Here is an 18,531-nt window from a genome sequence, read left to right as displayed (position 1 = left end):
CAAAGCCTAGGTTCCCCCAGAGCCTTGAGCTCGACAAATTGATTGGCTCTCCATCCGCGGACTTCATCAGGGCCAGTGGCTACAATGCCACGATAAAAGGCCGGACACATGACTGAACCTGACCGATCCCATCGATACAGAGTCTTGCATTCCACGGGCCGTCCACACATGGGGGAATTGTCCGGGCGTTGATCAGTTGCCCGATACGACCCAGCCTTCGCTGGCGGAGATCATTCGGACGGGCGCACTCATTGACCGACCGTCCGATCCGGCAAGGCCTCCGCTGACCTTGTAGCGCACGTCGCAGCTATAGGAGTTCTTGCCACTTTCCTGGCAACCGATCTTCTCGACATCGGAAATACGGATATCGAGCATGCCACTCATCGGATTGGGCGCAGACTTGCCCATCAGACCGGCACCCAATGCCTCCAGCTGCTCGCGCTCGGCATTCATGGCCTTTTGCAGGGCATTCGCAATGTCGCTTTCGGAGGGCTCGCCGGAGCAGGAGGCAAGCAAGATCGCCAGGGCACCCGGAACGAGGACCCGAAGGGAAGTACGCATCTTTCGCATCTCGCTTCCCTCGAACTCAAAACAACCAGGTTTTCGGGCTCGCGATCGGCTGGTCGCGATGCAGGTAGACGAGGCTCTTGATGCAACGAGCGAGATACCAGATCGACGTAGCGAACGACAGATTGTTGTCGTATGCGGGGGACGGCGATGAAGAGAGGTCGGTCATTTGAATACTACCCGTACAATAATCGGCGGTTGCGGAAACGATGTGGTGCGCCAATCATCGGCGGGTCTGGTGTCATGGCTTGCGCCGACCCCCACGACGCAACGCCCAATAGCATTGCGTCAAGGAACTCGTCCTTGTGGGGCACTGTCCGCTCGCCCCCTGAACAACCTGTTAAATGGCCTCCGGGAAAATACCCTCTCCCATTTTCCGCCTGTCTTTTTGATCTGCTATAATAAACGAAGCCTTTCGCAGATGCGTTGTTTCTGAAAATATTCTATTATCTTTCAAATTGTTAACCAGATTTTGAAGCCGGTTTTCGCCTCAGCAATCGATTAACGATCTCCATGCCGCCGCGCTCAGTTCGTCACCACCATCCTGCGGCACCTTATCGATATCGGCGGCCTCATTGAAACAGACCGGCCCGAGACCGTGAGCGGTTTTGGCTGCGCACCCGCCGAACTGGGTTTTCAGCCCGAGTCGAACCTGATACGTTCCCTTTCCGTTCCGACTACCGTAGTGAGTCGATCGCGTCTGCGCTCGCCTGAGGCGGAATACGACGTCAACGCCTGCCGACCCTGCTGGCGATTTTGCATGTCTCCAGACCGACGGCTCAACGTCGGGCACGGTAATTTTGCGGTAGCCGCATGAGGAAATATGAGCGCGACCTATCTGGAGAAACTGAACGACCGCCAGCGCGAGGCGGTGGAACATGGTGTCGGGTTGCCGGATGGTGGGCTTGGCGGCCCGCTCCTGATCATCGCAGGGGCCGGGTCCGGCAAGACCAATACGCTGGCCCATCGGGTGGCACATCTGATTGTCAACGGCGCAGACCCCCGTCGAATTCTGCTCATGACCTTTTCACGCCGGGCTGCATCAGAACTGGCGCGACGGGTCGAGCGCATTTGCCGGCAGGTGCTCGGCGGAAACGCAGCCGTCATGAAGGATGCGCTTGCCTGGTCCGGCACGTTCCATGGGATCGGGGCGCGCCTGCTCAGGATGTATGCCGAGCAGATCGGTCTCAATGTGGATTTCACCATCCACGACCGGGAAGACAGCGCCGACCTCATGAACCTCGTTCGCCACGAACTCGGCCTGTCGAAGACCGAAAGCCGCTTTCCGACCAAGGGCACATGCCTGGCGATCTATTCTCGCGTCGTCAATTCCGAAGCCTGGATCGCCGATGTCCTGAAGTCGGCCTATCCGTGGGTGGCCGGGTGGGAGGAACAACTGAAGGCGCTCTTTGCAGGCTATGTCGAGGCCAAACAGGCGCAGAACGTTCTCGACTATGATGACCTGCTTCTCTACTGGGCCCAGACGATGTCCGATCCGGAGCTCGCCGCCGACATCGGCAATCGCTTCGATCACGTCCTCGTCGACGAATACCAGGACACCAATCGTCTGCAAGCCTCCATCCTGATGGCGCTGAAACCGGGTGGACATGGACTTACCGTCGTCGGCGACGATGCGCAGTCGATCTATTCCTTCCGTGCAGCGACCATTCGCAACATCCTCGACTTTCCAAAAGAATTCTCTCCCGATCCCGCGGACGTCATCACGCTTGACCGCAACTATCGCTCGACGCAACCGATCCTGGCGGCGGCAAACGGCGTCATCGACCTCGCCCGCGAGCGCTTCACCAAGAACCTCTGGACGGACCGGCAATCCGAGCAGCGCCCTCTCCTGGTAACCGTGAAGGACGAAACCGATCAGGCAAACTTTATTGTCGAACAGGTCCTGGAGCATCGCGAGGTCGGCATCCCCCTCAAGCAACAGGCCGTGCTGTTCCGCTCGTCGAACCACAGTGGCGCGCTGGAAGTCGAGCTGACCCGACGCAACATTCCCTTCGTCAAGTTCGGCGGCCTGAAATTCCTCGACAGCGCCCACGTGAAGGATCTGCTTGCCGTGCTGCGGTTTGCGCAGAACCCTCGCGACCGCGTCGCCGGTTTTCGGCTTCTCCAGATGTTGCCCGGCATCGGCCCGCAGACGGCCGGAAAGATCCTGGACGCAATCGCCGCCGATCCCGAGCCGCTGGCCGCTCTCGCAGAAATACCGTCTCCGCCAAAGACGGGCGAAGACTGGGGCAAGTTCATCACCCTGCTTGCCGGCCTGCGGAAAGCGGGCGACGGCTGGCCGGCGGAAGTTGCCACCGCGCGCGCGTGGTACGAACCCCACCTCGATCGGATCCATGAAGATGCCGACACCCGCAAGGCGGATCTCCTGCAGCTCGAGCAAATCGCGACTGGCTATCCAAGCAGGGAGCGTTTCCTGACCGAGCTCACGCTTGATCCGCCCGATGCCACCAGCGATCAGGCAGGCGTTCCCTTGCTTGACGAGGACTATCTCATCCTCTCGACCATCCATTCCGCCAAGGGACAGGAGTGGCGGTCGGTATTCATGCTGAACGTTGTCGATGGCTGCATACCGTCTGATCTCGGCGTCGGCACGACAGCGGAACTCGAAGAAGAACGGCGGCTGCTCTACGTCGGAATGACAAGGGCGCGCGACAGTCTGGCGCTCGTCACCCCGCAACGCTTCTTCACCCATGGCCAGCATGGCCAGGGCGATCGTCATGTCTACGCGTCCCGAACGCGGTTTATCCCGGCCACCCTGTTGCAGTTCTTCGAGACAACGAGTTGGCCGAAGGCATCGCCAGGCGCCGGCGAGCGCAGTGCGCGACAGGTCCGGATCGACGTTGCCGCCAGGATGCGTTCGATGTGGCAGTAGTCGGACAAGGGAATGTCTCCCGCGTCGCCCCCGCTTCTTCCGCCGACAACGACCCCTGGCAGTCACGCCACGGAGCAATGCAACCAGGATGGGTCCCGAGAAATGGGACCGTCAAACGTCGTGTCGATCCTTGTCGACACCATCGCCTCTAAGGTCGCTCATCAGGGCCGGAAAGACTGCCCACACAGCCAGGAACAAGGCTGCGATCATCGGGCCGACGACAACGCCGTTGGGCCCGAAGGTGGCGATGCCGCCCAACGTCGAGACGAGGACCAGATAGTCCGGGATTTTGGTCTCCTTGCCGATCAGGACTGGTCGCAAGAGGTTGTCAACAAGCCCGATGACAAGGACACCGAAGGCAAGCAGAACCATGCCCTCCCAGATGTCTCCTGAGGCCAGGAGGTAGATGGCGGTGGGTCCCCAAACCAGACCCGTGCCCACCATGGGAAGAAGCGCAAAGATGGCCATCACGGCGCCCCAAAGCGCGGCGGCACGGATATCGAGCACCCAGAAGATCAGCCCGCCGAGCACTCCCTGCACGAGCGCCACCACGATGCCGCCCTTCACGAGTGCATTGATGGTAAGCACGAACTGCCCGAACAGGGCCTGGCGCAGGCCGCCACTGAGGGGCAGTGCATCACCGACCAGTCGCACCAGCCCGCGCCCGTCGCGCAGCAGGAAGAACAGCAGGTACAGCATGACGAATGCGCTTAAGACGAGGTGGAAGGTCGACTGCCCTATGTTGATCGCCTGCCCGGCCAGAAATTGTCCGCTCTCCGCAAGCGCGTTCAGCAGTCGCGCGCGAAGCGCAGCGGCGTCGGGCAGCCCGACGCTGTCGAGCAGTGCCTTGAGCCAGTCTGGCAGCATCTCGCGAAGGGCCTGAAGCTCGACGCCGGCAGCAAACTGGCCCGCCGCAATATTCTGGTAAACGGAGGACGCCTCGCGAACGACGAAGCTCGCGATCAGCGCAAAGGGCAGGATGACCATCACGAGAACGATGACCAATGTGGACAGGGCTGCGAGATTGGGGCGGCCCGCGAGGGTCTTGAGGATCGCGTCGTTGACCGGGGCAAACAGCACGGCGAGCACGACCGCCCAGAGGATGGCGCCGGACAAGGGCCACAGCATCCACGCAAAGGCCAAAGATACCGCTATGGTCAGCCAGACGAAGGTGTTGTCTCTCGGTTGCCGCACTCTTCGCTCCCCGGTTGCGCGTGACACCTCCACGGACATCGGCCTCGCAAACGCCTTTTGCGTTTCCGCCGCCGCACCGTGCCGCAACTCTCCCGATTTCAGCCCCTCAAGGCGAGGTTCGGGACATTCGGCTCGCCAGGCGGAGGACCCACCCACACGCCTGCCGGTATAGCGGGGATACTGTTCGCCAGCCCGTTGAGCATGCCTTGCAAGACGCTCTCGCTCAACTCGTCCATCTTTTCGCTAGGGCCGACGAGGCGGTCTACCAGCAGCAATGTCAGGCCATGCATCTGCGACCAGAAAATTAGAATGGCGCCGTCAATCTCACGCGTGTTTGCCGCAGCAGTTGGAATGACGCGCCCGAGAGCGCCATCCCTGATCGCGTCCACCAGAAGCGCTTTCATGTTCTCAGCCGCCGTTCTTTCGATTGCCGGGCGTCCATCATCCTGACCGGTAAGATAGCCGCCGAACATCAATCTGTAGAGCGCAGGATTGTTGACGCCGCCGCGCACATAAGCGCGCGCCATGGCCGCCAGCCGCTCGCGCGGACTGCTCTGTCCGATCGTCGCATCGGTCATCTGCCTTGCAAGGAGCTCGAACCCCACCGCCGAGACGGCCGCCAACAGATCACGCTTGTCGGCGAAGTGCTTGTAGGGGGCGTTGTGACTGACGCCCGCGCGACGGGCGAGCTCCCGAAGCGAGAACTCCGTGCTTTGGGATTCGCTGAGGACTTCGAGCGCGGCACCAACGATGGCCCTGTGCAGGTCACCGTGGTGGTAGGGGCGCGGATCTGCGGTGGTGGTGGCTTTGGTCATGCTCGTCCGTCTAGGCCGTTATGTTGCGCGCGTCAACATTTCTTCCGATGCGATGTTGACGTCGCCCACTTTAATCTCTAAGTGGGCGACGTCAATATCTGGCACAGCCCTTACAGCGATCAGGAAATCCGCAGGCGAAGCGCCAGCTCTCTGATGGTTGCAAACGGCAACGGAGAAAAAGGGCGGCGGCTGGCCGGGCAGTCGCTCGCGGGTGGAGAGGCGACGTTCACGGATCGTGTCGGTGTGGCCGCCGCCAATTTCGCCGGCTCCGGTGCCCCAGTCGAGTTCCAGACGGTTCGCGGCTTGCAGGCCGGCTTGCGTGAATGCCATCCGCAACTGCTGCGGCTGGACCGCGCAGCAGCGCCATAGACCTAGCTCTTAAAGCTGACAACGACCTTTCCCTTTGCGCGTCCGGTTTCAACATGGGCCAGGGCCTCTGCCGTTTGCGCAAAGGGAAACACCTTGTCCACGACCGGACGGATCACACCGGAGTCGATCAGCTTCGCGATCTGGACCAACTGTTGCCCGTCGGCGCGCATGAACAGGAAGGCGTACCCGACGCCTCGACTTTCCGCCTTTTTCAGAACGCTTCGGCTCAGCATCCGCATCACAAAGCGCAGGAACAGGTTCAGCCGAAGAGACCTGGCAAAGGGAACATCCGGAGGGCCGGAGATCGAGATCAGCTTTCCGCCCGGTTTCAGCACGTTGAGTGACTTTGCCAGCGTCTTGGCATCCTGGCTGTTCAGCACCAGGTCATAACCGGACAGCACCCGTTCGAAATCCTGTGTCTTGTAGTCGATCACCACATCAGCGCCGAGGCTTTTGACCAGCTCGACATTCGCGGCACTGGTCGTGGTGGCCACCGTAGCGCCAAGATGCTTGGCAAGCTGGATGGCGAAGGTGCCTACCCCGCCGGAACCCGCCTGAATGAATACCTTTTGGCCAGGCCTGACCTTGCCCACTTCGACCAGCGCCTGCCAGGCGGTCAGTCCGACCAGCGGGATCGAAGCGGCTTGCTCCATGGACAGGTTCGTCGGTTTCAGGGCCAGGTCGGCGGCGTCAACCGCAATCAACTCTGCAAAGGTGCCAACCCGGTGATCGCGCGGACGCCCATACACCTCGTCCCCCGCTTTGAATTGCCGCACGTTCGCGCCGACGCGGACAACCGTTCCGGCCAGATCGTGGCCCAGAATGAAGGGCGGGCGATACGGCAGGAACAGCTTGAACTCGCCGTCCCGTACCTTGGAATCCAGAAGGTTGATAGCCGCGGCCTGAATACGCACCAGAACATCGTCCGGGCCCATCCGGGGATCGGGCATGTCGGCCAGGCGCAACGCGCCTTTCTTCTTGTACTTGTCTACCACGAAGGCTTTCACGGGCTTTCTCCAGTGTGAACTTTGATCAGGTCAGGCAGCCAGGAAAGCCAGGGCTTTCGGCACAAACTCGGCATGGATTTGGAGGATCCCGTCGTGGCCGGCATCCTCGTAGTTCACCAGTGCAGCGGTTGGGATGTGGTTTGAGAGGTCCTGCCGCGCAGTACTGAGGCTTGTCGAAGCTTAATCATGATTGGTATCATGTTTGAATATTCGTTGTTGAGCATCACCATTAATGCCAAGCGGGATATCCGGGTGATCGTGCCAAAGCCCCTGGTGGCGTGGGGCCGCAGCGAAGTGCGGCCCGAGTATTTCACTTTGCGGATGCCTCGGCGACGCTGGGATAATCGGTGTAGCCCGCCGCGCCGCCGCCATAGAGCGTGGCCGGATTCATCTGCGCCAGCGGCGCGCCGCTTTTCAGTCGTTCTGCTAGATCCGGATTGGCGATGAACGGACGTCCGAAGGCGATCAGATCCGCCTTGCCATCGGCAAGATTCGACGTCGCGAGTTCGAGGCCATAGCCATTGTTGGCGATGTAGGTCTTGCTGAAACGGCGACGCAGCGATCCGAAATCGAACGGCGTGACGTCGCGCGGCCCGCCGGTGGCGCCTTCGACGACATGGATGTAGGCGATACCAAGGGCTTCGAGCTGATCGACGATGTAGTCGAACTGTGCCTGGGGATCACTACAGGAGATGCCGTTGGCGGGCGAGACCGGCGAGATCCTGATGCCGGTGCGCGCAGCACCGATTTCCTCGGCAACCGCAGCGGTGACTTCGAGCACCAGGCGCGCGCGGTTTTCGACCGAGCCGCCATAGGCGTCTGTCCGAACGTTGGCGCCGTCTTTGGCGAACTGGTCGAGCAGATAGCCGTTCGCACCGTGTACCTCGACACCGTCGAAACCAGCCTTGATGGCATTGGCTGCGGCCTGACGGAAGTCATTCACGATCCCCGCGATTTCATCGATCTCCAGGGCACGGGGTTGCGAAACGTCGACGAACGCATTGTCGACGAAGGTCTTGGTCTCGGCTCGGATCGCTGAAGGCGCCACCGGCGCTGCGCCATTTGGCTGCAGATCGACATGGCTGATGCGGCCGACGTGCCAGAGTTGAAGGAAGATGTGCCCACCCTTTTCGTGTACGGCAGCGGTAACTTTGCGCCAGCCGTCGATCTGCGCCTGCGTATAGATGCCGGGCGTGTCCTGATAGCCCTGCCCCTGCTGCGAAATCTGGGTGGCCTCGGAAATGATCAGCCCTGCCGAAGCGCGCTGGGCGTAATACTCTGCTGTGATGTTCCCCGGCACAAAGCCCGGACCTGCGCGATTGCGTGTCAGGGGCGCCATGACGATCCGGTTTGAAAGGGTGATGGCGCCGAGGGCGTAGGGTTCGAAAAGCGTGTTGTCGGTCATGTTTTACCTGTGGTGTTTCCGCTGCACTGGCATTGGCTCGTTGATTGCGGGATGCTCAGGCGAGCGTACGATACCGCTCGGCGGGCAGCGCGTTGACGAGATTTCCGAGCATGGCTCTGCGCGCGGCCTCCAGGGCTTCCCATTGGCCGGCATCGTGAAGCGGGGGAATGGTGACAGGCTCGCGACGGTCGAACCCGACTAGGGCCGCATCCACCAGGTCGCCCACCTCCATGACATTGTTCATGGCGTTGACGTCGGCGCCGACATGCTCCCAGATCTCGGTTCGGGTGGTGGCGGGAAGGACGGCCTGAACGTAGACGCCCTTCGGTCCAAGCTCCAGGCCGAGCCCCTGAGACAGGAACAGAACGAAGGCCTTGGTCGCGCCGTAGACCGTCATGCCGAACTCGGGCGCCAAACCCACAACCGAACCGATGTTGACGATCGCCCCCTCACCGGCCTTGGCAAGCCGCGGGGCAATGGCGCTGGCAAGCCGGACAAGGGCGGCCGTGTTGAGCGCAACAAGCCGGGTCATGTCGTCCGTGCTCTGCTCGACGAAGGTTCCGCCGATGGCCGTTCCGGCGTTGTTGACGAGGATGCCGATGCGAGCATCGTCGCGCAGTCTGACCTCGACCTTGGCAAGATCAGCCGCCTGCGTCAGGTCAGCCTGGAGGATGTCGATCGTTACGCCGGTTTCCTGACGCAGACGGTTCGCCACGGCCTCCATTCGCGCCACGTCGCGGGCAACCAGCACGAGGTCGTGTCCACGCCGCGCAAAGCGTTCGGCATAGGTGGCGCCAATGCCTGTGGAGGCGCCGGTAACTAGGACTGCGGGAAGCTGGCTCATAGGATTGCTCTTTTCTGTGATCGGACCTATATTCATGATCATTATCATGATTGGAATCAAATATGATGACCATCATGTAAATGTCAACGACCGCCGTGGGGAAATTTGATATGAAGGTCAGCCGAGAACAGATGGCGGAGAACCGACGCCGGATCCTGGAGGTCGCCACACGGTTGTTTAAGGACAAGGGGTTCGATGCCGTGAGCGTCGCGGAAGTCATGAAGGCAGCCGGCCTGACCCATGGCGGCTTCTACGGCCATTTCAGCTCCAAGGACGATCTGGTGGCGCAGACGCTTGCTCACGCTCTTGCTGCGGATAGTGTCGGAGAAGGCAATTTCAGCGACTTCGTCCGCTCCTATCTGGCACCGCGCCATCGCGACAACCCGGCCGGTGGTTGCCCAACCGCCGGTCTCGCGGCGGCAATCCGTCACCAGACGCCTGCAGCGCAATCAGCCATGGCAGAAGGTCTCCGCGCGCAGATCGCCCGAATCGAGAAGGCACTCCCGGAGCAGGGACTAGCCGACAAGCGCCGTGCAGCGATCGGAAGCTGGGCAGCAATGGTGGGCGCAGTCATCCTCGCACGGGCAATCGATGATCCAGCGCTTTCCGACGAGATCCTGGAGCAGACACGCGCATGGATCGATACCCGTGTCAGCTAGGTCGCGAGGAACAGAGCTTGCGTATCACGAGCACCTGGCTCCGCCCAGTCAACGATTGACTCACTAGAGCTTTGAAGGGGTCTGGACCGACGACCCGTCAATTCGTCGAAAGCGGTCATGCCACCGCGTTCACCCGATATGCCATCCCCAAAGACCTTGGCGCGGTCTCCTTAAAGCCGAACTTCTCGTAGAGCGTGTTTGCCGGCACGTCTGCGATGAGGCTGACATAAGCGGAGGGATTTAAGTTCTCATTCACGTACCCCATGATGGCCGACATGATCGCCTTTCCCAGTCCACGTCCCTGGTGATCGGGATGGACAGCGATGTCCACAACCTGAAAGAAGCAGCCGCCATCTCCGACCAGTCGTCCCATGCCGACTGCAGATCCCTCGTGAAGAACCACTACGGAAAAGATTGTCCCCTGCAGCCCCTTGCCAGCGGCGGCTTCCGAGAAAGGGCTTAGCCCTGCCACTGCACGAAGATGCAGATACTCTTCAACAGAAGGGGTTCGCGCCACGACGGAATAGGAAGGCTGGTTCATTCGACTTCTCCTTTTCTTCTCGCCCGGCAGCAGGACTGATGCTGAGCGATTTTTGCATTGCCACGGCTCGAACTCCGCGCAGGGTAGATCCAGAATTGTGCGCTTTGCCTTAGCCCGACGGCCGCTTTGGATCGACCCCGGACCGGCCGGCATAGGGTCAGCGTCGCAACGAGCGTACATTCGCCACGGCATGGTGTACAAAGGCTCGATGCGCGTCGCAATTGAAACCCTCGGCACACGCGGTGACGTCCAGCCTTACATTGCGTTGGCTATGGGCCTGATGGCGCGTGGACATCAGGTCCAGTTGGCCGCTCCCGTCCAATTCACCGACATGGCCGCCGAGAATGGTGTTCCGTTCGCGGACCTTCCCGGCGAGTTCCTCGCGCTCCTGGATACGCGGGAGGCAAGGGCCGCCATTGCCGGTGGTGAAGGATTCAGCGCCGGCTTCAAGCTCCTCAAGCATGTGCGCCCGCTCATGATGAGGCTTCTCGACGAGGAGTGGCGGGCCGTCAGCAGCTTCCAGCCCGACGTGCTGGTCTACCATCCGAAATCGTTCGGCTCGCCGGACATGGCTGCGGCGCTCGGCGTGCCGCATGTCCTGGCTTCCCCCGTTCCGGGTTTCACGCCGACACAAGAGTTCCCGAGCCCAATGCTTCCGTTCGTGTCGCTCGGACCATTCAACAGGATGAGTCACGCCCTTGCCATCAAAGGCGCGCGACTGCTGTTCGCCAAGGAACTGAAAGAGTGGCGCGCAAATACTCTCCGCCTATCTCGAAAGTCTGTTCGCAAGCCGGCGGCAGGCACACTCTACGCCTATAGCCCCGCAGTTCTCCCAACACCGAGCGATTGGGGCCCGGACGTGCTGGTAACCGGATATTGGTTCCTTAACAGCCCCGATTGGCAACCTGACGAGGCGCTGGAATCTTTCCTGAGAGCTGGCTCCCCACCCGTCTATTTCGGTTTCGGGAGCATGCCTGGGATCGCCCCTTCGGCGATGACGGACATGATCCTGGAGGCGCTCGAAATGACTGGCAAGCGCGGCCTGCTGACCGGTGGGGGCGGTGCGATCGGTGAAGTGCATGCGAGCTCACGTGCGTTCTTCCTGAGCAGCGCGCCACACGATCGGCTGCTGCCACGGGCCAGTTCGGCCATCCACCACGGCGGAGCAGGAACGACCGCGGCGAGCCTACGTGCGGGGCTGCCTACGCAGATCATCCCTTTCTTCGGCGACCAGCCGTTCTGGGGCAGGCGGGTGGCAGCGCTTGGCGCTGGTCCCGCCCCGCTCGCCCGGAAGACGCTCAGCGCTGCCGGGCTGGCAAAAGCGCTGGCAGCGATGGACGCGCCCCAGATGCGAGCACGCGCGGCGGAACTGAGTACGGCCCTAGCGAGGGAACGCGGTGTCGAGGCTGCAATTGAATTCCTCGAACGACTGAGCGTCGCGCCACGTTGAGCGCGAGGTCTCCACATCGACGTTGTCGTCCCGACTGTCAGCACATCGCCACCGCCCCGCGGCAGCTATATCGGAGCCAAGTCAGGATCAAACAGCCTCGACCATTCCGGATCCACCGCTCGCTCGCTGTGGTGTCCGAGCCTACAAAAGGATTCAGGCGCTTAGAAAATCTGCCATCTCGACATCATAGAAGGTCTTGGTGCGCGGGCCGGCGAGGATCGGGTCGATCCGACGTACGCATTCCTGATAGTGCGGGGTCTTGCGGTGCTCGTCGAGCGCTTCGGGCGACTTGAAGACCTCATAGATGACAAAGCTGTGGTCATCCTCCGGGTTTCGCAGCACGTCGAAGCGCAGGTTGCCCGGCTCCTGGCGCGTACCCTCGTAGTTGATGCGGAAGGCCTCCAGAAACTCGGCGGCATGGCCCGGCTTGACGTTGATGCTGACCATCTGGATGAGCATGTCTTGATCCTTGCTGTGTTAAATCTCGAATGAGAGGTTAGAGGCCCGGCGCTTTCCACATCGCTGTGGTGACACCCTCGTCCACGAGCTGGCGCTGAAGCGTGTAGGCGCGCGCCCAGCGCTCGCCGGCCTCGTCGTAGATGGCCTTGTGCTCGAAATTCGGCTCGAAACGCTGGTCCCAGCGCACCCAGCCCTCGGCGGCCTCGACGAAATCGCGGCGAAGGCCGATGCCGATGGCGGCTGAGGCCGCGCAGCCGAGCGCGGTTGCTTCCTTGACGACCGGCGTGACGACCGGAAGACCTGTGGCGTCGGAAAGGATCTGCGACCAATGGGCAGACTTCGACGCGCCGGCGGCAAAGACGATCTTGTCCGGCATCTTGCCCGACAGCTTGAAGATGGCCGACAGGTTACGGGCCGCGACAATGGCCGCGTTCTCCTGCAGCGCCCGGAAGATCGCGGCCTTGCCGGATTTCTCCGGGTCGATGGAAAGGTTCAGTAGCGATGGGGCGGCGTGATACCAGTTGCCGTAGTGCATGACGTCGGAGAAGACAGGAATGATACCGTAGGCGCCGACAGGTACGCCCGCCGCCTTCTCCTCCAGCAGCCGATAGGCATCGCCGCCCGGCCCGGCCGCCGCCACTTCCTCCGCGCCAAAGCTGTCGCGGAACCAGCGCATGACGATACCCACGAAGAAGCTGATCGCCTCGGCCTGGTTGAGGCCGGTCACGACGTGCGGGTTGATGCGCAGGTCCATCGAAGGGTCGGAGACGATGGGTCCAACATTGACCACCTGTTGCCAGAATGTACCGCCGAGCACGGCGCAGTCGCCCTCGTTCACGACGCCAATCGCCGCCGCGCCGATCTGGCAGTCGCCGCCACCCATGACGACGGGCGTACCGGCGGCAAGGCCAGTCTCGTCCGCCGACTTTTCGGTGACACGCCCGATGACGGTACCCGGCTCGACGCATTCGGGGAAGATGTCGTCGCGCATGCCGGCCTTGGCCATCGCCGCCGGCAACCAGTCGCGTTCTGCGAGGCTGTAGAGACCGGTCGTGCCGGCGTTGGAGGGGTCGCTGGCTATAACCCCGGAAAGGCGCGCCAGAACCCAGTCGGAGAGCATGCTGATCCTGTCGATGCGAGCATAAATGTCCGGCAGGTTGCGCTTCAGCCAGAGAAGGCGCGGCAAGGCACCGAGCGCGAAGGTCTGGCCGCTCTCGGCATAAAGGTCGCGTTCAAGGCCCGGGAATTCGCGTTTGAGGTCGCGTACCTCGCTGACGGCGCGGCTATCGACGTTGGCGCAGGCCCAGATTTCTCGACCACCGCGGTCATAGGCGACGATAGCCTCGCGCATGCTGGTGGCGCTCACGGCGCGGATATCGGAGGCATGGATACCGGCTTCGGCTATCGCCTTGCGAATGGCGCGCGATAGCAGCGACCAATTGCCTTCCACATCGAAATCCATGGAGCCAGGAAAGCGTGGATCGGCCTTGTGCCACCATTCATGCTGGGCGCTGGCGATCTGGTTGCCGTTCTCGTCGAAGACGACGGCGCGGCCGCTGCCGGTGCCGGCATCGACAGCCAGCAGGTAGGAAGTCGTCATGGGTCAGTCCTTGATCTCGATGAGGCCGGCGGCCGTCGTCTCGTCGGTTATGAGGATGCCGACGAATTTTCCGCGCAGCGCCGCGTGGATGGCCTGCACCTTCTGGATGCCACCCGCCGCCGCCACGACTTTTTCCGCGCGCGACAGCGCCGCGAGCTTCACGCCGATCACCCTGTCATGCAGCGGCAGGTCGAGGGGTTCACCGCGCTCGTTGTAGAACTGGCAGAGGATATCGCCGACCGCGCCTTTTCGGCGCAGCGGCTCCACCTCGTCGGGGCTGACATAGCCAGAGCGCACGACGGTGGAAACAGCGGAAAGCTCGCCGATGCCGACGAGTTGGTAGGTCGCGTTGAGCGCCATGTCGAGCAGGTTCGCGACGGCCGGCTCCGAGGACAGATTGCGCGCCACATCCGGGTCGCGCACGACGAGCGGCGCGGGCACCAGATGCACCCCACTGCCCCAGTTGGCCGTGCGCATCCCATCGACATAGGTGCCGACGCCCCCCGTCAGACTGACGAGGCCAATGTTACGCTCGTTGGCGAGATGGCCGAGCCGCTGGATGGTGTTCGAGACGGTGGCACCCCAGCCAACCGCAAGCAGATCATCCATCTGCAGCCGCTGCATGAGGAACTGCGCGGCCGCCTGCCCCAGCCGGTCGCTTGGATCCTGACCGGGAAGCTGCGGCACCACATAGGCCTCGAGCAGCCCGTAGCGCTCCTTGACCTGCCGCTCCAGCGCAAGGCAGCCCTGATAGCGCGAGTTGATGCGCACCTGGATGATGCCCGAGCGCCGGCCGCTTTCGAGCAGGCGCGAGACCTTGATGCGCGACATGTTGAGCTTTTCGCCGATCTCGTTCTGCGTCAGCCCATCATTGTAGTAATACCAAGCGATACGGGTGAGGATTTCCTCATCCGTATCGGCATAGCTCCACTCCCCGTTGTCCGACGACATGATAGCGGCCCTCTCGGTCGATTTGTGATCATTTGAATACCAAGAAAACTTTTGATACGTCAACGCATCCATGCGGCAAAAATTCTTTGCGGCTGCAATACGTTGATTTCCGGTTACAAATCCTATTTTGCAGCGCAGTATCTGACGCACCTGACGGAAATCGTCGAACTGCGCATATTGACGAAGGCTGATCACTATGATCACATGATTGCTCTGTATTACATATGAACAGGTGCGGAATGACTGGGAGCCCTGCGGCCGGGAGGGTCGCGAAGCTGACGGACATCTGGAAGTCCTACGGCGCCGTTCCGGTGCTGAAGGGCGTCTCAATCACCTTGCAGGCCGGAGAAGTGCACGCGCTTCTCGGCGGCAACGGCGCCGGCAAGTCGAGCCTCATGAAGATCATGTCGGGCGTCATCCCGGCCAATTCCGGCGCGATCGAAATCAACGGCCGGGCGCTTACCCATGCCTCGCCGGCCCATGCGCAGGACCTCGGCCTCTATCTGGTGCCGCAGGAAGCCCACATCCTGCCCAACCAGAGCGTCCTCGAGAACATCTGCCTTGGCCTTGCCGCCTCGCCGCGAGCCTTGCGCCCGCGCGTCGAGCAGCTTGTCACGGAGCTTTCCGTCTCGCTTGACCTCGACGCCCAGGCCGCCGCCCTCGAGATCGCCGAGCGACAGATCGTCGAGATCCTGCGTGGCCTCGTGCGCGATGCGCGCGTGCTGATCCTTGACGAGCCCACCTCCGCCCTCACCCCCTTCGAGACGAACGCGCTCTTCCAGCGCGTGCGCAAATTGCAGGCGCAGGGCGTCGGCATCTTCTTCATCTCCCACAAGCTGCGCGAGATCCGCGAGATCTGCGGCACGATCAGCGTGCTGCGCGACGGCGTCATCGTGCTTTCCGGCCCGCTCGACAGCTACAGCGACGCCGAGATCATCGACGCGATGAGCCGCGTGCAGATCACGGCCGCCTCCGGCAAGGATCGCACCGGTCGGAAGGTCTCGCAGATCGGCAGGCCGCGCCTCAGCGTGCGCGGCCTTAGCGGCGAAGGCTTCCGCAACATCAGCCTCGACGTCCGGGCCGGCGAAATCCTCGGCCTTGCCGGCGTCGTCGGCGCAGGACGCACCGAATTCGCCGAAACGCTCTTTGGTCTCCGCCCCCAGTCCGCGGGCAGCGTCGTCTTCGACGGCGAGGAACTAAAGAAGCGCTCGCCGCGCGTCTGCATCGATCGCGGCCTCGTCTACCTGCCGGAAGACCGCCAGCAGCACGGCCTTTTTCTCGAAGCCCCGCTCTTCTGGAACGTCTCGTCCTATCTCGTGCATCGCCTGCCCTTCTTCTTGCGCCCAGGCGCAGAGCGGAAGACCTTCGACGATTTTCGCGCCAGCATGGGCATCAAGTGCACCGGCCCTGGCCAGGAGGCGCACGGCCTTTCGGGCGGCAACCAGCAGAAGGTGCTGCTGGCAAAGTGCCTTTCTGCCCGGCCGAAGGTGCTGATCCTCGACGAGCCGACACGCGGCGTCGACGTCGCGGCCCGCAACGACATTTACGACATCATCCGCAAGCTCGCCGCCGAGGGCGTCGCCATCGTCCTCATCTCATCGGATTTCGATGAGATCGAACAGCTCGCCGACCGCGTCGAGGTCATGGCCTTCGGCCAATCCGGCGGGGAACTCACGGATGACATCTCGGTCGACGCCATCGCCCGCCTTGCCTTCGGCGCCTCGGAGGCCCGCCATGCTTGACCTTTTCGCGCGCAACCGCGTCGCAACGCTCATCGCCGTACTCTTCGTCGCCTATGCCGCTATCGGCGCTGTCGCGCCCGGCTATCTCTCGGGCGCCACCGCCTCCGTCGTCATCTCCAACAGCCTCGTGCTGATGCTCATCTCGCTCGGCACGATGATCGTCATCCTGACGCGCAATATCGACGTCTCCAGCGGCTCGGTGCTCGGCCTCAGCGCCGCCGTGCTCGGCCTCTCGCTCAACGCCGGCGTCAGCCTGCCGCTTGCCATCGCCTTCTGCCTTGCGACCGGCGCCCTCGCTGGCGCCTTCAACGGGCTGATGGTCGCCTATCTCGGCATTCCCTCCATCGTCGCCACGCTCGGCACGCTCGGCCTCTACCGCGGCATCATGCTCGTGCTGACCGGCGGGCGCTGGATCGAGGATCTGCCGCAGAACCTGAAGGCCCTTGCGGGCAATCACGGCCTCGGCTTCTCGGCGCTGACCGTCGTCGTGCTCGCACTCGTCGCCCTCGCCTGGTTCTTCCTGCGCAAGACACGCTTCGGCCGCTATTTCTACGCCGTCGGCGACAACCGCGCTGCCGCGCACCATCTCGGCGTCCCGGTCAGGCGCGTGCAGTTCGCCGCCTTCGTCGCGACGGGCCTATGCGCCGCGCTCGCCGGCCTCGTCTTCGCCGCGCAGATAGGCTTCATCCCCAACCAGGCCGGCAACGGCATCGAGCTGAAGGCAATCGCCGTCAACGTGCTCGGCGGGGTGAGCCTCCTCGGCGGCACCGGCTCGGTCGCGGGCGTCTTTGCCGCCGTCATCTTCATCACCTCGATCGACAGCGCGCTCGTCTTCCTCAAAATTCCTGCCTACTGGAACGACTTCATCGCCGGCGCCATCCTGCTCTCGGTGCTGCTGCTCGACGGGCGCATCCGCCAGATCATCGACCGCCGAATCCGCGCCCGTCGCTATGCCGTGCACGAGCGCGGCCCCGCCCAACCCGCTGACACAACAAAGGCACGCATCGTGGAGGCCGGCCGATGAAGAAGCTGATCTTCCGCTGGGAAAGCGCCCTCCTTGCCATGCTCGTCGCCGAGCTAGTCATCTTCGGCCTCGTCAATCCGCGCTTCCTCAATGTAGCAAACCTCATCTACGGCACGTCGGACTTCGTGCAGATCGGCATCGTCGCCCTGCCGCTGACCCTCGTCATCATCGCGGGCGGCATAGACGTCTCCTTCGCCTCGGTGATCGGCCTTGGCGCCATCGTCTTCGGCGTAGCCACCTTCTACGGCGTTCCGCTGCCGCTTTCGATCGCGCTCGCGCTCGTCTCAGGCGCCCTCTGCGGCCTCCTCAACGCCACCGTCATCCACCTGTCGAAGATCCAGCCGCTCGTCGTCACGCTCGGCAGCCTCTATCTCTTCCAGGGCACGGCGACGGTGGCCTCGGGCCTCGTCGGCGCCGGCGGCTATGAGGGCATCGGCAACTTCCCGGAAGCCTTCAATGCCTTCGGCTATGCGGAGATCCTCGGTCTGCCGGCCCCGCTGACGCTCTTCCTCGCGCTCGCCTTCGTGTTGGTCGTCCTCTTGCACTTCACCCGCTTTGGCCGCGCCGTCTTCCTTTCGGGTCAGTCGGAAAGCGCGGCGCGCTTCGCCGGCATCCCGGTCGGCCGCGTGCAGACGATCACCTATGTCATCACGGGCGTGTCCGCTGCCATCGCCGGCCTCGTCATGTCAGCCTATTTCGGCTCCGCGCGTGTCGACCTCGGCTCGGCGACGCTGCTGCCGGCCGTCACCGCGGCCGTGCTCGGCGGCGCCTCCATCTATGGCGGTCAGGGGTCCATCCTCGGCACCCTGATCGCCACCTTCGTCATCGGCTACCTGCAGCAAGGCCTGCAGGCGGCCGGCGTCCCCAGCCAGATTTCCAGCGCACTTTCGGGAGGGTTGCTGGTTGTCGCGGTCGCATTGCGCCACGGAAGTGCAATGCTGGCCGATTTCATCGCCGTCGCCCGGCAAACGAGAAAAAACCGGGCGGCAGTCACTTCAGGAGGAGAATGAG

At 62.6% G+C, this 18,531-nt stretch carries 18 protein-coding genes; 6 read left to right on the top strand and 12 right to left on the bottom strand.

What is annotated here, in order from left to right; genetic code table 11:
• Positions 1–192 precede the first annotated feature (192 nt).
• Together CRO48_RS27220 and CRO48_RS32495 are read right to left on the bottom strand one after the other, a co-directional pair.
• On the bottom strand, positions 193–561 hold the full coding sequence (locus CRO48_RS27220; RefSeq protein WP_141402131.1) for a hypothetical protein: 369 nt from the start codon (positions 559–561) through the stop codon (positions 193–195).
• Positions 562–586: 25 nt separating this feature from the next.
• A complete protein-coding gene (locus CRO48_RS32495; protein WP_176526918.1) occupies positions 587–736 on the bottom strand; it encodes a hypothetical protein in 150 nt (49 codons plus the stop codon).
• Positions 737–1,390: 654 nt separating this feature from the next.
• On the opposite strand from CRO48_RS32495, the gene CRO48_RS27215 reads away from it, so the two are divergent.
• Entirely contained in the window at positions 1,391–3,460 is a 2,070-nt protein-coding gene (locus CRO48_RS27215; RefSeq protein WP_097142843.1) for an ATP-dependent helicase, read from the top strand.
• A gap of 111 nt (positions 3,461–3,571) precedes the next feature.
• Here CRO48_RS27215 and CRO48_RS27210 read toward each other — a convergent pair whose 3' ends face one another.
• The 6 genes from CRO48_RS27210 to CRO48_RS27180 all read right to left on the bottom strand — a co-directional run bounded on the left by CRO48_RS27210 (position 3,572) and on the right by CRO48_RS27180 (position 9,094).
• On the bottom strand, positions 3,572–4,654 hold the full coding sequence (locus tag CRO48_RS27210) for an AI-2E family transporter (RefSeq protein WP_245423684.1): 1,083 nt from the start codon (positions 4,652–4,654) through the stop codon (positions 3,572–3,574).
• Between the two features lie 98 nt (positions 4,655–4,752).
• Positions 4,753–5,469: a TetR/AcrR family transcriptional regulator gene (locus tag CRO48_RS27205; RefSeq protein ID WP_097142842.1), complete on the bottom strand. Its 717-nt coding sequence runs from the start codon at positions 5,467–5,469 to the stop codon at positions 4,753–4,755.
• A gap of 18 nt (positions 5,470–5,487) precedes the next feature.
• Complete coding sequence (locus tag CRO48_RS32490; protein ID WP_176526917.1) at positions 5,488–5,799, bottom strand: hypothetical protein; 312 nt, start codon at positions 5,797–5,799, stop codon at positions 5,488–5,490.
• A gap of 41 nt (positions 5,800–5,840) precedes the next feature.
• Positions 5,841–6,845, bottom strand: coding sequence for an NADP-dependent oxidoreductase (locus CRO48_RS27195; protein ID WP_097142840.1), 1,005 nt, complete (start codon positions 6,843–6,845; stop codon positions 5,841–5,843).
• A 310-nt stretch (positions 6,846–7,155) separates the two neighbouring features.
• Positions 7,156–8,250, bottom strand: a complete 1,095-nt coding sequence (locus CRO48_RS27185) for an alkene reductase (protein WP_097142839.1) — start codon at positions 8,248–8,250, stop codon at positions 7,156–7,158.
• A 55-nt stretch (positions 8,251–8,305) separates the two neighbouring features.
• Positions 8,306–9,094, bottom strand: a complete 789-nt coding sequence (locus CRO48_RS27180) for an SDR family NAD(P)-dependent oxidoreductase (protein ID WP_097142838.1) — start codon at positions 9,092–9,094, stop codon at positions 8,306–8,308.
• Positions 9,095–9,204: 110 nt separating this feature from the next.
• Here CRO48_RS27180 and CRO48_RS27175 point away from each other — a divergent pair, with 110 nt between their 5' ends.
• Positions 9,205–9,753 (top strand): TetR/AcrR family transcriptional regulator, encoded by a 549-nt coding sequence (locus tag CRO48_RS27175; RefSeq protein WP_097142837.1) that lies wholly within the window; start codon positions 9,205–9,207, stop codon positions 9,751–9,753.
• A 115-nt stretch (positions 9,754–9,868) separates the two neighbouring features.
• On the opposite strand, the gene CRO48_RS27170 is transcribed toward CRO48_RS27175, so the two are convergent.
• A complete protein-coding gene (locus tag CRO48_RS27170) occupies positions 9,869–10,294 on the bottom strand; it encodes a GNAT family N-acetyltransferase (RefSeq protein WP_097142836.1) in 426 nt (141 codons plus the stop codon).
• 208 nt (positions 10,295–10,502) lie between these two features.
• On the opposite strand from CRO48_RS27170, the gene CRO48_RS27165 reads away from it, so the two are divergent.
• Positions 10,503–11,744: a glycosyltransferase gene (locus CRO48_RS27165; RefSeq protein ID WP_097142848.1), complete on the top strand. Its 1,242-nt coding sequence runs from the start codon at positions 10,503–10,505 to the stop codon at positions 11,742–11,744.
• A gap of 153 nt (positions 11,745–11,897) precedes the next feature.
• Here CRO48_RS27165 and CRO48_RS27160 read toward each other — a convergent pair whose 3' ends face one another.
• Genes CRO48_RS27160 through CRO48_RS27150 form a run of 3 tightly spaced genes read right to left on the bottom strand, consistent with a single transcriptional unit; the run spans position 11,898 to position 14,754 of the window.
• Positions 11,898–12,203 carry an antibiotic biosynthesis monooxygenase gene (locus CRO48_RS27160; protein ID WP_097142835.1) on the bottom strand — a complete coding sequence of 102 codons (306 nt, stop codon included), beginning with the start codon at positions 12,201–12,203 and terminating at the stop codon, positions 11,898–11,900.
• 37 nt (positions 12,204–12,240) lie between these two features.
• The gene (gene lsrK, locus CRO48_RS27155) at positions 12,241–13,803 is read right to left on the bottom strand and encodes an autoinducer-2 kinase (protein ID WP_176526916.1); all 1,563 of its coding nucleotides are present in this window, start codon (positions 13,801–13,803) and stop codon (positions 12,241–12,243) included.
• A 3-nt stretch (positions 13,804–13,806) separates the two neighbouring features.
• Entirely contained in the window at positions 13,807–14,754 is a 948-nt protein-coding gene (locus tag CRO48_RS27150; protein WP_097142847.1) for a sugar-binding transcriptional regulator, read from the bottom strand.
• 239 nt (positions 14,755–14,993) lie between these two features.
• On the opposite strand from CRO48_RS27150, the gene lsrA reads away from it, so the two are divergent.
• From lsrA to CRO48_RS27135, 3 genes are read left to right on the top strand one after another with little or no spacing between them, the layout of a single operon-like run.
• Positions 14,994–16,496, top strand: a complete 1,503-nt coding sequence (gene lsrA, locus CRO48_RS27145; RefSeq protein ID WP_176526915.1) for an autoinducer 2 ABC transporter ATP-binding protein LsrA — start codon at positions 14,994–14,996, stop codon at positions 16,494–16,496.
• On the top strand, positions 16,489–17,520 hold the full coding sequence (gene lsrC / locus CRO48_RS27140) for an autoinducer 2 ABC transporter permease LsrC (protein ID WP_097142833.1): 1,032 nt from the start codon (positions 16,489–16,491) through the stop codon (positions 17,518–17,520). Before lsrA ends, lsrC begins: the two co-directional genes overlap by 8 nt.
• Positions 17,517–18,530 (top strand): ABC transporter permease subunit, encoded by a 1,014-nt coding sequence (locus CRO48_RS27135; RefSeq protein ID WP_097142832.1) that lies wholly within the window; start codon positions 17,517–17,519, stop codon positions 18,528–18,530. Before lsrC ends, CRO48_RS27135 begins: the two co-directional genes overlap by 4 nt.
• Position 18,531 lies beyond the last annotated feature (1 nt).

Source organism: Rhizobium subbaraonis, from assembly GCF_900220975.1.
Taxonomy (GTDB): Bacteria; Pseudomonadota; Alphaproteobacteria; order Rhizobiales; family Rhizobiaceae; genus Mycoplana; species Mycoplana subbaraonis.
Note: the sequence above shows the minus strand (reverse complement) of the source record. Positions and strands in the feature narration are given on the sequence as shown.